The sequence below is a fragment of the Brevundimonas sp. BR2-1 genome (assembly GCF_037626195.1).
Taxonomy (GTDB): Bacteria; Pseudomonadota; Alphaproteobacteria; order Caulobacterales; family Caulobacteraceae; genus Brevundimonas.
In genome coordinates, this window is record NZ_JARKMV010000001.1 from 1186985 (window position 1) to 1200408 (window position 13424).

Genomic DNA, 13424 nt, shown 5'->3' on the forward strand with positions numbered 1-13424 from the left:
GGTCAGACCCCCACCTCGCGGCGCTGTTCGGTGATGCGCCAGTCCTCGGTCGCATAGACCTCTTCGAACATGGTCTTCACCGAGGGGCGCGACTGGCCCAGGGTGCCGATGGCCTCCGACTCCTTGCCGGCGGCGCGGACCTGTTCGACGGCCTCGGCCTCGGCGGCCGTCTGCTGATCATCGGACCATTCGCCGAGGGCGATCAGATGCTGTTTCAGCCGGGCGATCGGATCGCCCAGCGGCCATTTGTCGTGCTCGTCGGCCGGGCGGTAGCGGCTGGGATCGTCGGAGGTCGAGTGCGGGGCGCCGCGGTAGGTGAACAGCTCGATGACCGTCGCGCCCTGGTTGGAGCGGGCGCGCTCCTCGGCCCACTGGGTCGCGGCCCAGACGGCGAGGAAGTCGTTGCCGTCCACCCGCAGCGCAGGCAGGCCGTAGCCGATGGCCTTGGAGGCGAAGGTGGTCTCGAGCCCGCCGGCGATGCCCTGGAAGGAGGAGATGGCCCACTGGTTGTTGACGATATTGAGGATGACCGGGGCGCGGTAGACGGCGGCGAAGGTCAGGGCGTTGTGGAAGTCGCCCTCGGCCGTGGCGCCGTCGCCGATCCAGGTGATGGCGATCTTGTCGTCGCCCTTGTAGGCGCTGGCCATGGCCCAGCCGACGGCCTGCGGGACCTGGGTGCCGAGGTTGCCCGAAATGGTGAAGAAACCATAGTCCTTCGCCGAATACATGATCGGCAGCTGGCGCCCTTTGATCGGATCCGAGGCGTTCGAATAGATCTGGTTCATCATGGTCGCGAGCGGGTAGCCGCGCGCGATCAGCAGGCCCTGCTGGCGGTAGGTGGGGAAGCCCATGTCCTCGCGGGACAGGATCATGCCCTGGGCGACGGCGATGGCCTCCTCGCCCGTGCATTTCATGTAGAAGCTGGTTTTGCCCTGACGGTGGGCGCGATGCATCCGGTCGTCGAAAGCGCGCGTCAGGATCATGGCCTTGAGACCCCGACGGAGGGTCTCGGCGTCCAGCTTCGGGTTCCACGGGCCGACGGCCTTGCCGTCGTCGTTGAGGACGCGGATCAGCCGGAAGGCGTGGTCGCGCATGTCGAACGGCGTTGTCGAGACCTCGGGACGTTCCACGACGCCCGCCGGGTCCATCAGCAGATGGCTGAAATCCGTGGGGTCGCCCGGCCGGCCCGAAGGCTCCGGCACGCGCAAAGACAAGGCTTGGCTATTGGGCTTCTTCATTCCGTCCTGCCGTCCGGTTGATCCGACCGCGTTTCCTGGGGCGCAATTAGCACGAGGCGTAAGACAAGGCTCGCTCGATTTCGACCTTGCCTTAGCCGGTTTAGCGGTATTTTATTGCGCAAGAGGACAATCAGGAGAAACGCCTTGGCTGACGATCTGGATCCCGTCGACGCCCGAATTCTGGACATCCTGCAGCAGGACGCCGGACTGTCGGTGGCCGAGGTGGCGGATCGGGTCGGTTTGTCCGCCTCACCGTGCTGGCGGCGGATCAAGAGGCTGGAGGATACGGGCTTCATCCGCAAGCGGGTGACCCTGCTGGACGCGACCAAGCTGGGCCTGGACTTCGAGGTCTACGCCATCGTCAAGCTGAGCCTGCCCTCGACCGAAAACCTCGACGCCTTCGAGGCCGCCGTGGCCCAGTGGCCCGAGGTCGTGCAGTGCGCCACCATCACCGGGCGCGAGGACTATGTGCTGCGGATCATCACCTCCGACATGCACGCCTTCGATCAGTTCCTGCGTCTGAAGCTGCTCAGCCTCGGCATCGTCTCGGACTGCGAGAGCCATATCGTCACGCGCGGCGTGAAGAATGTGACCGCCCTGCCCCTTGGCATAGTCACCCCGCACGTCGGATAGTGCCGTTTCCTCCGGGGAGACGGCATGCGGATAGTTGCAGCAGCAGCGGGACTGGTTCTGGCGTTCAGCGCCGGGGCGGCGTCCGCGCAGGCGCCTGAAACCCTTGTCGCCACGCCATCCGAGCCGCTGCTGATCGAGAGCGTGGCGCGCGGGCCCGCCGGAGCGCTGATCGTTTCGTCCATCCACAAGGGCCGGCTGATGCGCGTCGGCGCCGACGGGACCCTGTCGCCGTTCGGTCCCGAGGGTCGTCAGGCGATGTTCGGCCTCGCCGCCGATCCGGCGCGGGGCGTTCTGTGGGTCGCCTCGTCGCCCTCGCCCGCCGACGAACAGGACGACCGGCCGGCCGAACTGCTCCAGATCGACGCCGCCACCGGGGCCGTCCGCGCCGGCTTCGCGGCCGAAGGACTGGAGCATGCATACGGCGACGTGGCGCTCGGCCCGGACGGGACCGTCTTCGTCGCCGACTCCAGAGGCCAGCGCATTCTGGCGCTCCGGCCCGGCGGGGCGAACCCCCAGCCGCTCGCAATCCTGGCCGGCCGCGCCTCGCCGCAAGGCATGGCCGTGTCGGCGGACGGGCGCTGGCTCGTGTTCGCGGACTACAGCAGCGGTCTGCACCGCATCGACCTGTCCGAAGGCTATGCCGCCCGCGATTTCACCACCGTCCCGTCGACGCCCCTGCCGGGTCCCGAAGGCGCCGAGTTGCGCGGCATCGACGGTCTGGCGCGGTACGGCGACCGGATCATCGCCATCCAGAACGGCACCCGCGCCCACCGCGTGCTGCGCCTGACCCTGAACGCGGACTGGTCAGCGATCACGGCGCGGGAGCCCTTGCTCGAAGGGCCGCCGCTGGAGGAGCCGACCACCGGCTTCGTCGAAGGCGATACGCTGATCTTCGTCTCGCGCAGCCAATGGACCGACTTTGGTCCCGACGGCCGCCCGAATTCCGCTGAGCCGGCGCCCGCCGTGGTCAGCCGCCTGTCCCTCATTCCGGAGACCCGACCATGATCGAGATGGTGATCGACGCGCGCCGCAAGGACCTGGGCGGGTTCGAGGTCGGCCGCGTCCTGCCCTTCCACGCGCGGCGGATGGTCGGGCCCTTCATCTTCCTGGACCAGATGGGGCCGGCCGAGTTCGCGCCCGGGTCCGAGGCAATCAATGTCCGCCCGCATCCGCACATCGGCCTGTCGACCCTGACCTATCTGTTCGAGGGCGAAATCATGCACCGGGACAACACCGGCGCGACCCAGGCCATCCGTCCCGGCGAGGTCAACTGGATGACCGCCGGCAAGGGCATCGTCCACTCCGAACGGACCGATCCGCTGAAGCGATCGACGGGCGGACCGATGCACGGCATGCAGGCCTGGATCGCCCTGCCGGAGGAGTCCGAGGAGACCGATCCACGCTTCCACCACCACGGCGAGGCGGACCAGCCGGCCTATGAGAACCAGGGTCTGTTCGCGCGGCTTGTGGCGGGCGAGGCCTATGGCGCCAAGGCCGGCGCCCCGGTGTCGTCGCCGCTGTTCTACGTCCATTGGGAACTGGCCGAAGGCGTGCGCACCGCGCCGCCGCCGGGCAAGGGCGCGGGCGGTTATTCGGAACGGGCGCTGTATGTGGCCAAGGGCGAGATCGAGGTCGGGGACCGCGCCTTCCACGAGGGCCAGATGGTCATTCTGGAGCCGACGGCCGAGCCGACCATCAAGGCGCTGAAACCCTCGACCGTCATGGTCATGGGCGGCGAGCCGGTCGGGCCGCGGATCATCTGGTGGAATTTCGTCCACTCGAAACAGGAGCGGATCGACCAGGCCAAGGCCGACTGGAAGGCCGGACGCATGGCCCTGCCCAGCGAGGACGCGGTCGAGTTCATCCCCCTGCCCGACGTGCCCTCGACGCCCGAGCCGGCGCCGGCTCCTGTCAAGCCGGAGCCGACGCACCCGGTCTGAGACCTACAGCCCGGAGCGGGCGACGACCCAGTCGACGACGGTCCGGATGACGGACGGGTCCAGCGTGGTCTCGATCTGTCCGTATTCGGCCATCAGGCCGGTCGCGGCGGGCTGGAACAGATGGTTCAGGCCGGGCAGCACAACCACCTCGGCGTCGGGCTTCAGCCGTGCGACGGCGGGTCCGTTCTGGTCGGCGGGCACCTGGACGTCCTTGCCGCCATAGACGGCCAGCAGGGGGACGCGGATCGTGCGGATCGACTCCGCCGGGTCATGCACGATCATGCCCCGGTACCAGTCGCTGGACATCACCGCCGCGTTCCGGGCGGCGTCCGCGGGCGGTCTGCCTTCGGCCAGAAGCAGCGCCTCGACGGCGCGCCGGACCGCTTCGGGGTCCGCCGCGTTGTCGGCGACGGCGGCGACCGCACGCCGCTGGAGCGCGTTGCTGCGCTCGACCTCTCCAGGCGCCATGCCGGCGGCGACGGCGATCCGCCGCTGCTGTTCCTGGATGATCTCGCCGCCCGAAACCGCCGGCCCGGCCAGCATGACCAGCCACGCCGCAGAGGCGCCGTCCTGCATGGCCAGGGGCGCGAAGGTGGCGCCCTCGCTGTGGCCGATCAGGCCGATGCGCGACCGGTCGATGTCGGCCCGCGCGGACAGCCAGTCGAAGGCGGCCTTCACATCGGATGCGAAATCGTTCTGGGTCGCCGCGCCGAAATTCCCCGTCGAGCCTGCGACGCCCCGGTCGTCGTAGCGCAGCACGGCAACGCCGTGGCGCGTCAGGGCGTCCGCCCAGATGGCGAAGGATTTGTGCCCCTCGATCGTCTCGTCGCGATCCTGCGGGCCCGTGCCGGTGATCAGGATGGCGGCGGGGAAAGGGCCGGCGCCTTCGGGCAGGGTCAGGGTTCCGGCCAGCCGCACCCCCGGCGCGGCGGGATTGTCGAAGGCGACGGGTTCGATGCGGTAGGGGAAGGGCGGCGCCGGGGTCTGGGGGCGGGCGGCGAGGGTCGCCGTCGCCGCGGTGCGGGTCAGGACCAGCGGCAGGGTCGCGCCGCCCTGTGAGAGGGCGCCGGTCAGGATCTGGCCGTCCCCGGATCGCGCACCCTCGAACCGGCCGCCGATGACCGGAACGACGAAGCGGACGACGCCGCCTTCGATGGTCGGACGGTCGACGGCGATATTCCGGGCCCCCTGGTCCGGGCTGTCCATGACGGCGTTACCGGCGGCGTCGACGCGGAAGACGATGCGTATGGACTGACCGCCGGCGCTGATCCGTCCCTCCCAGACGCCCGCCAGATCGGGGGCCGGCGCGGCGGCCTGGACCGGGGCAACCACGGCGATGGAGAAGGCGGCGAGCAATGTCATGTCGGTCCCCCGGAAATGTCCGCCGACATTATGGGCAGGAGGCGGGCGCGCCAACCGGGCGGGTCTTGAATCGCAACGCGCAGACACGATCTGGCGAGGCATGACCGCATTCTCAGTTCTCGACCTGTCGCCCATCGTCGAGGGCGGGGACGCCCGCCGGGCGCTGCTGGAAACCACCGCCTTCGCCCAGGCCGCCGACCGGCTGGGGTTCAGGCGGTTCTGGGTGGCCGAGCACCACAACATGCCCGGCATCGCCAGCGCGGCGACCGCGGTGGTGATCGGCCAGGTCGCCGGGGCGACGCAGCGCATCCGCGTCGGCTCGGGCGGGGTCATGCTGCCCAACCATGCGCCGCTGGTGATCGCCGAACAGTTCGGCACGCTGGAGGCGCTGTATCCGGGCCGGATCGACCTGGGCCTCGGCCGGGCGCCCGGCACGGACGGAGAGACGGCCCGCGCGCTGCGCCGCTATTTCGAGGCCGCCGACCAGTTCCCGCGCGACGTGATGGAACTGCAGGCCTTCCTCGACGATCCGGTCGAGGGGCAGCGCGTGACGGCCTGGCCCGGCGCCGGGGCGAAAACCCCGATCTGGCTGCTGGGCTCCAGCCTGTTCAGCGCCGAGCTGGCCGCCCACCTAGGACTGCCCTTCGCCTTCGCCAGCCATTTCGCGCCCGAACTGCTGATGCAGGCGCTGCAGACCTATCGCGCCGGCTTCCGGCCGTCGAAGGCGCTTGCCGAGCCGTATGCGATGGCGGCGATCAATGTGTTCGCCGCCGAGGACGACGCGGCGGCGGAGCGGCTGTCGACCTCGATGCAGCAGGCGTTCGCGGCCGTGGTCACGGGCAAGCCGGGACGGGTGAAGCCGCCGGTGGACGACATCACGGCCGTGCTGGACGCCCGCCAGCTGGCCGCGGTGCAGAGCCGGCTCACCTATGCAGCGATCGGCGGGCGCGAGACGGTGCACGACAAACTGGCGGCCTTCGTGGACCAGACCGGCGTCGACGAGGTGATGGTCACCGGCATGGTGTTCGATATCCACGACCGGATCCGCAGTCTGGAGATCACCGCCGAGGCGGTGGCGGGGCTCTAGATCACGCCCGGCGTCCTCAGGAACCCCAGCAACAGCCGGTTCACCTCGTCGGGCCGCTCCTGCTGGATCCAGTGGCCGGCGCCCGGGATCACCACCTGCATCCGCAGATCGGGCGCCTGTTCCTTGAGCCCGGCCTCGTGCGCGCCCGCATAGTGGCGCACCGGATCGCGTTCGCCGACCACGAAGGCGGCGGGCACGCGGATGCGGGCGTCCTGCAGATGGGCCGTCAGGGACCAGTTGCGGTCGAGGTTGCGGTACCAGTCCAGCGGTCCCTTGAAGCCGCCGGCCGCGAAGGCCTCGACATACTCCCCGAAATGCTCCGGGCTCATCCATGGCGGCAGGGAGGCGTCATCGGGGACGGTGGAGATGAAGCTCCGGTCCTCGGGGATGAAGCCGGTCGACTGTCGGCCGTCGGGCGTGGCGCCGTCATAGGCGAAGAACATCTTGCGCAGGGCCGTAGCCGGGTCGGCGTCAAACACGTCATGGGCGTCGGCGGCCTGAAAGCGGCTGATGTAGAGGTCGCCCAGCCCGAGACGTTTCGAGATCGCCGCCATGGCCGCGGTCGGCGGCCCCCTGGGCCGGCGGGGCTGGAAGGGCACCGACAGGCCGAAGACGGCTCGGAAGACGTCGGGCCGCGTCAGGGCGCAATGCCACGCCACCGGTGCGCCCCAGTCATGGCCGATCACCACGCAGGACGTCTCGCCCAGCGCGCGGACCAGATCGACCATGTCGCCGACGAGATGGAGGATGGAGTAGTCATTGGTTTCGGTCGGCTTGTCGGTCCCGCCATAGCCGCGCATGTCCGGCGCGACGGCGTGGAAGCCGGCCTCGGCCAGGGCCTGCACCTGCGCGCGCCAGCTGACCCCCAGCTCCGGAAAGCCGTGGATGAGCAGAACCAGCGGGCCGGAGCCGGCTTCGAGGATCTGCTGGGTCAGGCCGTCGGTCTGAATGTGGCGCGACTGCATGGCGTCACCGGATCATCCCGCAGGAAAACGCGCAAGCGGATTGGTTTCGCCCCCTCTCCGCCTCCGTCATCCTCGGGCTCGACCCGAGGATCATATGCGGTGGCGAGCTGTGCGGCAGGGGCGGCCCTTCGACCGTGGGCCCGGCCTTCCAGAGAGCACCGGATGGTCTGATCCTCGGGTCAAGCCCGAGGATGACGGGTGGAAGGGCGGTGGAACTCTAGAGCTCGACGCCCGTGGTGCGCATGATCTCGGCGCGCAGTTCGGGCATGCCGTCCCCCTTCTCCGCCGAGGTGACGATCACCGCCGGATAGGCGGCCGGGCGTTTGGAGATGGCTTTCAGCGTCGCGGCCTGGACCTTCTCGGCCTCGCCCTTCTTCAGCTTGTCGGCCTTGGTCAGGATGATCTGGTAGCTGACCGCGGCCAGGTCCAGCGCATCCAGCGCCTCGTCGTCGACCTTCTTCAGGCCGTGGCGGGAATCGATCAGCAGATAGACCCGCTTCAGCGTGACCCGCCCGCGCAGATAGTCGCGCCCCAGGTCCTGGAATTTCTTCACCGTCGCCTTGGACGCCTTGGCCCAGCCGTAGCCGGGCAGGTCGACCAGCCGCATCTTGCCGTCCAGATCGAAGAAATTGACCTCGCGCGTGCGGCCCGGCTCGTTCGAGGCCCGGGCCAATTTGTGCATGCCGACGAGGCCATTGATCAGGCTGGACTTGCCCACATTGGAACGGCCGGCGAAGGCGACCTCGGGCAGATCCGGATCGGGCAGCTGCTCGATCTTGGCGCACCCCATGACGAAGGTCGCGGGGCGCGCGAACAGGATGCGCCCCTGCTCCAGTTCTTCCGGGGTGAAATCGTCCAACTCAGGCCTTCGCCTTCTTCAGCCGCTCGATGAAGGTGTCGATCGGGTTCTCGGCCTTCAGGCGGTGCATGATCACATACTGCTGGATGATGGTCAGGATGTTGGACCAGGCCCAGTAGATCAGCAGGCCGGCCGGGAAGGTGGCCATGATGAAGGTGAAGACGATCGGCATGAACTGGAAGATGCGGCGCTGCATCGGATCCGGCGCGGGGGGACTCATGGCCATCTGAAGCCACATGGTCAGGCCGTAGAAGATGGCCAGGATGCTCAGCGCGAAGGTGCCGGTCAGATAGCCGCCGATCAGCGGGGCCGACGCCGGGTCCCACGGGATCAGGCCGTACAGGTTCCAGAGGGTCGAGGGATCGGCCGCCGACAGATCGCGGATCCAGCCGAAGAAGGGCGCGTGCCGCATCTCGATGGTCACGAACAGCATCTTGTAGACGGCGTAGAAGACCGGAATCTGCAGCAGCAGGGGCAGACAGCCCGCCAGCGGGTTGATCTTCTCCCTCTGATACAGCGCCATCAGCTCCTGCTGCTGTTTGGCGGGATCGTCCGGGTGTTTCTTCTTCAGTTCCTCCATCTTGGGCTGGAGGGTCCGCATCTTGGACATGCTCTCGTAGCTCTTGTTGGCCAGCGGGAACATGATCAGGCGCACGGTCAGGGTCAGGCACAGGATGGCTAGGCCGAAGTTTCCGAGGATGCCGTAGAAGAACTCGATCAGCAGGAAGATCGGGCGGGTCAGGAAGAACAGGAAGCCCCAGTCGATCGCATAGATGAAGCGCGGCAGGCCGAGCTCCTTCTCATAGCCGGACAGGATCTCGTTGCGCTTGGCGCCGGCGAACAGGCGCTGGGTCTCGGTGATCTGGCGGCCCGGCGCGATCGTGTGGGTCTCCCCCAGCATGGTGGCCGAGTGGATGTCGGCGTGGGCGGCGTCGGTGACGCGGAAGGCGGCCTGGATGCGTTCGTCCTGCTGTGGGATCAGGGCAGCCAGCCAGTATTTGTCGGTGATGCCCATCCAGCCGCCGGTGGACGTATGTTCCTGCACCGGCTTCTTGGCCCAGCCTTTGTATTTCAGCTGTTCGGTCGTGTATTTGCCGTCCGAGCCGAAGGTGCCGATGCCGCCCTCGTGCAGGATCTGGTTGGTCCCGAGGGTGCTCGGCACGCCTTGCCGTTCAATCCGGCCCCAGGGCGCGATGGCGATCGGCTGGGCGCTGAAGTTGGCGACCGTGTCCGTGACGGTGAACAGATACTGGTCGTCGACGGCGATGCGGCGCGTGAAGCGCAGGCCGGCGCCGTTGTCCCAGGTCAGGGTGACCGGCGTCGTCGGCGTCAGGGTCGCGCCCTCGGTCAGACGCCAGGGCGTCTGCGGCCCGGGCACGCCGCCGGGGACGTTGGGGCCGTTCCAGCCGAACTGGGCCTGATAGGCGTGGCGCATGCCCTCGGGGCGGAACAGTTCGACGGCGGGCGAGTCGGGGTCCAGCGTCTCCTGGTAGCGGGTCAGGAACAGATCGTCGATCCGGGCGCCGCGCAGGGACAGCGAGCCGGTGACGGTGCCGGTCTTGATCGGCACACGGGCCCCGCCGCGCGCGAGGGCGACGGTGCGGTCGGTGGTGAAGACGACGGATCCGGGAGCGGTCGCGACGACCGGCGCGCCGGCCGTCTGTTCGGCGACGGCGGCCTGCTGGGCGGCCTTGCGGCGCTCGGCCTGGGGCTGCATCACGAAATAGCTGTAGGCCAGCAACATGATGCCCGCGATCACGACAAAGAGGATCGTGTTTCGGCTGTTGTCTTGAGGAGGCATGGAGATCAGGAATCCTGGCCGGCGTTAGCGGACGTCGTGGGCGCCGTCCTGGGCGCCGGCCGCGGGGTCGCGAGCCTTGTAAGCGCCGATTTCACATCGTCAAGCAGACGGTCCCAGGGACGGTCGGCCGTGCCCGCGCGGGCGACGAAGACATAGTCGCTGCCGGGGACCGCCAACAGGGGGGCCATGGCCCGGGCCGCCTCCCTGAGGCGGCGTTTGGCGCGGTTGCGGATCACGGCGTTGCCGACCTTGCGCGTGGCGGTGAAGCCCAGCCGCACCACGGACCTGTCGTCGCCGCGGTCCAGCCGCTGTACGACCACGGCGCCGCGGGCCTCTGAAACGCCCTTCGCGGCCGCCAGAAACTGGGGCCGCGAAGTCATGCGTTCGATTTTGAAGAGTTCGGCCATGCGCCCGAGCACAGGCGCCGGACGACTTAGGCCGTCAGGCGCTTGCGGCCCTTGGCGCGGCGGCGCGCAACGATCTTCTGTCCGTTCTTGGTGGCCATCCGCGAACGGAAGCCGTGACGGCGCTTGCGCACGAGTCGCGACGGCTGATAGGTCCGCTTCACGTTCGGCTCCTGGGACTGAAAACAAATGAGCGGCGGAAAGGCGTCCGTCGCGGGAAGGGCGGGCGTATAAGAGACAGGGCCTGAACTGTCAACGCCAACGGCCCCTCGGCGGAGAGAGAATGAACCGGTTCAAACGCTTTGCGCCTCTGATCGTACTGGCCGGCGTCATCGCCCTGATCTTCGCCATGGGGTGGAACCGCTATCTGTCGCTGGACACCATCCGCGATCACGGGGCGGAATTCCACGCCTTCAAGGACGCCAACTACATATTGTGCCTGCTGATCCTGATGGCGGTCTTCGCCGTCCTGACGGCCAGCGTGGTGCCGGGGGTCTTCTTCGTCACCATCACCGCGGGCTATCTGTTCGGACCATGGGTGGGCGGGGTGTCGACCTCGATCGCCGCCACGGCCGGAGCCCTGATCGTCTACGCCGTCGCCCGGACCGCGCTGGGCGAGGCGTTGAGGCGCAAGGCCGCCCGCGACCTCGGCCTGATGAAGAAGGTCTGCGACGCCATCGACCGGGACACCTTCTGGTATGTTCTGGCCTCGCGGCTGGCTGTGGTGGTGCCCTTCCACATGATCAATATCGCGGCGGGGATCATGTCCGTGCGGCTGGGGCCCTATACGATCGCGACCGTGATCGGCCTGCTGCCGGCCCACATCATCTATTGCTGGATCGGGGCGCGGCTGAACGAACTGCTGATGACCAATCCAAACCCGGACTTCCAGGCCCTGTTCGGCCAGTTCTGGGCGCCGATGGCGGGGGTGTTCGTACTGGCGGTGGTCCTGCCCTTCGGCCTCAAGGGGCTGCAGAGGGCGCTCGGCCGAAGGGCGGTCGCATGAACGGCGCAGCTTTTGGCCCCGGCTTTGCGTTAGGCGGCGCATGAACCGCTTCCGGCCCTTGCTGAGCGACGTCCGGCAGGCGCTGCGCGTGCCGGCCGACTGGCGCGAGCGGCTGAAGTTTCACGCGCCCGACGCCCTGGCCTGGCGTCTGCTGCTGCTGACCTTCGTCTTCACCGTGGTGGTCGAGATCCTGATCATCGCCCCCAGCGCCGCCAGCTTCCACGAGCGCTGGCTGCTGGACCGGCTGCAGTCGGCCGAACTGGCCTCGGTCGGGGTCGAGGCCCTGCCCTATTCGGCGGTCGAGGACGAGACGGCGGAACAGCTGCTGGCCATCGGCGGCGTGCAGGCCGTGGTCGTCGGCGATCAGGGGGTGCGGCGGCTGCTGCTGCAGGCCCCGAACCTGCCGCGTACGCCCGATCTGATCGATCTGCGCCAGCGCCGGCCCGTGGCCCGGACCATCGACCCGTGGCGCACCCTGTTCGGCCACCCGGACCGCTCGATCCGGGTCCAGGCGCGGCCGCGCTACCGCTCGGGCGACTTCATCGAGATTCTGGCTCCCGCCCAGCCGCTGAAGCTGGAGCTGCGGGCCTTCCTGCTCAACAGCCTGCTGATGTCGCTGCTGATCTCGCTGGTGGCGGGGGGATTGCTGTACGGCGGTCTGGCGTTTCTGGTGCTTCAGCCCCTGCGGCGCGTCACCCGCTCCATCGAGCATTTCGCCCTGGAGCCCGAGGCCGCCGGCGATCCCCCCAGCGACCGGCACGACGAGATCGGCCGGGTCGAGCGGGAACTGGCGCGGATGCAGGAGGAGGTGCGCGTCTCCCTGCGCTCCCGCGCCCGGCTGGTGGCGCTGGGCGAGGCGGTGGCCAAGATCAATCACGACCTGCGCAACATGCTGACCTCGGCCCAGCTCGCATCCGAGAGGCTGGCCGATTCCCCCGATCCGGAGGTCGCCAGGGTCCTGCCCCGTCTGGAGCGAGCCTTGGGGCGCGCCGCCGCCCTGTCCCGCAATGTGCTGGAGTACGGCAAGAGCGAGGAGCCGCCGCCGCAGCGGGTCCGTATCGCCCTCGCCCCCGCTATCGCCGCTGCGGCCGAGGATGCGGGTCTGACCGCCGAAGGCGTGCGCCTGACCAAAGCCCTGCCCGCCCGTTTCGCCGTGCACGCCGACCCCGACCAGCTGCACCGGATTCTCGTCAATCTGATGCGCAACGCCCGTCAGGCCATCGAGGGCGACGCCACCCGGCGCACCGGCCGCAAGGGCGTGGTGCGGGTCACGGCCTCGGGCGACGACGGCGACTGCGTCATCCGGATCGCGGACGACGGCCCCGGCATTCCGCCGCGCCTGTCCGAAAGTCTGTTCGAGCCCTTCGTCAGCGGCCGGGCCTCGGACGGCGCCGGCCTGGGTCTGGCCATTTCGCGCGAGCTGGCGGCCAGCCACGGCGGGGAACTGACGCTGGTGGAGACGGGCCCGACGGGCACCACCTTCGAACTGCGCCTGCCGCATTAACCCTGCGGCTCCAAATCGCGCGACCGGCGTTATGTGTGGCGGAACGCCCTGAAACCGTCCAGCTTCACGGCAACGCCTACTCTCCCAAGGAGCATTCAGATGACCCGCCTCGTTCTCGCAGCCGCCGGCGCCCTTCTACTGGCCGCTGCGCCCGTGCTGGCCCAGACCACCGCGCCGCAGACGACGGTCTCGGCCAAGGTTCAGACGTCGGCCGCGCCCGCCGGGTCCGAGGAATGGCTGCGCCAGCGCGGCGAAAGCTACAGCGCCGCACCGGACTCCGAACAGAACCCGGCCGAGGTCGCCGAAACGATCCGGCTGAATGCCGAGATCGCCGCGCGCAACGCCGCCGCAGAACGGGCCGAGGCCGAGAGCGCGGCCACGTTCGAACGGCAGAGCGCCCAATGGCGCGAGGAGACCGCCCGGCTGGAGACCCAGCGCGCCCAGTATGAGGCGGATCTGGCCGCCTCCAACGCGGCGGCTGCGGCCTATGAGCGGGCTCGCGCCGCCTGGGAGGCCGAGGTCGCGGCCTGCGAACGGGCCCGCCGCGTCTGCATCACCGCCCCGCCGGCAAAATACTGAAGCCGGGCGGTAACTTTTCGGCCCGCTTCGTCGTAGCTTCCCTCCA

At 68.9% G+C, this 13424-nt stretch carries 14 protein-coding genes; 7 read left to right on the forward strand and 7 right to left on the reverse strand.

Going from position 1 to position 13424, the window contains the following annotated elements; all coding sequences use genetic code 11:
- Positions 1-2 precede the first annotated feature (2 nt).
- Positions 3-1214: a thiamine pyrophosphate-dependent enzyme gene (locus BrevBR_RS05905; RefSeq protein WP_340000279.1), complete on the reverse strand. Its 1212-nt coding sequence runs from the start codon at positions 1212-1214 to the stop codon at positions 3-5.
- Positions 1215-1382: 168 nt separating this feature from the next.
- On the opposite strand from BrevBR_RS05905, the gene BrevBR_RS05910 reads away from it, so the two are divergent.
- From BrevBR_RS05910 to BrevBR_RS05920, 3 genes are read left to right on the forward strand one after another with little or no spacing between them, the layout of a single operon-like run.
- The gene (locus BrevBR_RS05910) at positions 1383-1871 is read left to right on the forward strand and encodes an Lrp/AsnC family transcriptional regulator (protein ID WP_332641340.1); all 489 of its coding nucleotides are present in this window, start codon (positions 1383-1385) and stop codon (positions 1869-1871) included.
- Between the two features lie 24 nt (positions 1872-1895).
- Positions 1896-2876 (forward strand): hypothetical protein, encoded by a 981-nt coding sequence (locus BrevBR_RS05915; protein ID WP_340000280.1) that lies wholly within the window; start codon positions 1896-1898, stop codon positions 2874-2876.
- Complete coding sequence (locus BrevBR_RS05920; RefSeq protein WP_340000281.1) at positions 2873-3811, forward strand: pirin family protein; 939 nt, start codon at positions 2873-2875, stop codon at positions 3809-3811. The genes BrevBR_RS05915 and BrevBR_RS05920 overlap by 4 nt, the downstream gene beginning before the upstream one ends.
- 3 nt (positions 3812-3814) lie before the next feature.
- Here BrevBR_RS05920 and BrevBR_RS05925 read toward each other — a convergent pair whose 3' ends face one another.
- Positions 3815-5173 carry an alpha/beta hydrolase family protein gene (locus BrevBR_RS05925; protein WP_340000282.1) on the reverse strand — a complete coding sequence of 453 codons (1359 nt, stop codon included), beginning with the start codon at positions 5171-5173 and terminating at the stop codon, positions 3815-3817.
- A 100-nt stretch (positions 5174-5273) separates the two neighbouring features.
- On the opposite strand from BrevBR_RS05925, the gene BrevBR_RS05930 reads away from it, so the two are divergent.
- Positions 5274-6260 (forward strand): LLM class flavin-dependent oxidoreductase, encoded by a 987-nt coding sequence (locus tag BrevBR_RS05930; protein ID WP_340000283.1) that lies wholly within the window; start codon positions 5274-5276, stop codon positions 6258-6260.
- On the opposite strand, the gene BrevBR_RS05935 is transcribed toward BrevBR_RS05930, so the two are convergent.
- From BrevBR_RS05935 to rpmH, 5 genes are all read right to left on the reverse strand, one after another.
- Positions 6257-7225, reverse strand: coding sequence for an alpha/beta fold hydrolase (locus BrevBR_RS05935; protein WP_340000284.1), 969 nt, complete (start codon positions 7223-7225; stop codon positions 6257-6259). The two genes, BrevBR_RS05930 and BrevBR_RS05935, sit on opposite strands and share 4 nt — an antisense overlap.
- Positions 7226-7442: 217 nt before the next feature.
- On the reverse strand, positions 7443-8084 hold the full coding sequence (yihA, locus tag BrevBR_RS05940; RefSeq protein WP_340000286.1) for a ribosome biogenesis GTP-binding protein YihA/YsxC: 642 nt from the start codon (positions 8082-8084) through the stop codon (positions 7443-7445).
- 1 nt (position 8085) lies between these two features.
- On the reverse strand, positions 8086-9885 hold the full coding sequence (gene yidC / locus BrevBR_RS05945; protein ID WP_332641332.1) for a membrane protein insertase YidC: 1800 nt from the start codon (positions 9883-9885) through the stop codon (positions 8086-8088).
- 5 nt (positions 9886-9890) lie between these two features.
- Positions 9891-10292 carry a ribonuclease P protein component gene (gene rnpA, locus BrevBR_RS05950; protein ID WP_340000287.1) on the reverse strand — a complete coding sequence of 134 codons (402 nt, stop codon included), beginning with the start codon at positions 10290-10292 and terminating at the stop codon, positions 9891-9893.
- A 26-nt stretch (positions 10293-10318) separates the two neighbouring features.
- Positions 10319-10453, reverse strand: a complete 135-nt coding sequence (rpmH, locus tag BrevBR_RS05955) for a 50S ribosomal protein L34 (protein WP_003164000.1) — start codon at positions 10451-10453, stop codon at positions 10319-10321.
- 119 nt (positions 10454-10572) lie between these two features.
- Here rpmH and BrevBR_RS05960 point away from each other — a divergent pair, with 119 nt between their 5' ends.
- From BrevBR_RS05960 to BrevBR_RS05970, 3 genes are all read left to right on the forward strand, one after another.
- Complete coding sequence (locus tag BrevBR_RS05960; protein ID WP_340000288.1) at positions 10573-11295, forward strand: TVP38/TMEM64 family protein; 723 nt, start codon at positions 10573-10575, stop codon at positions 11293-11295.
- Positions 11296-11335: 40 nt separating this feature from the next.
- Positions 11336-12799, forward strand: a complete 1464-nt coding sequence (locus tag BrevBR_RS05965; protein WP_332641329.1) for a sensor histidine kinase — start codon at positions 11336-11338, stop codon at positions 12797-12799.
- Positions 12800-12898: 99 nt separating this feature from the next.
- On the forward strand, positions 12899-13378 hold the full coding sequence (locus BrevBR_RS05970; protein ID WP_332641328.1) for a hypothetical protein: 480 nt from the start codon (positions 12899-12901) through the stop codon (positions 13376-13378).
- The last annotated feature ends 46 nt before the right edge of the window (positions 13379-13424 follow it).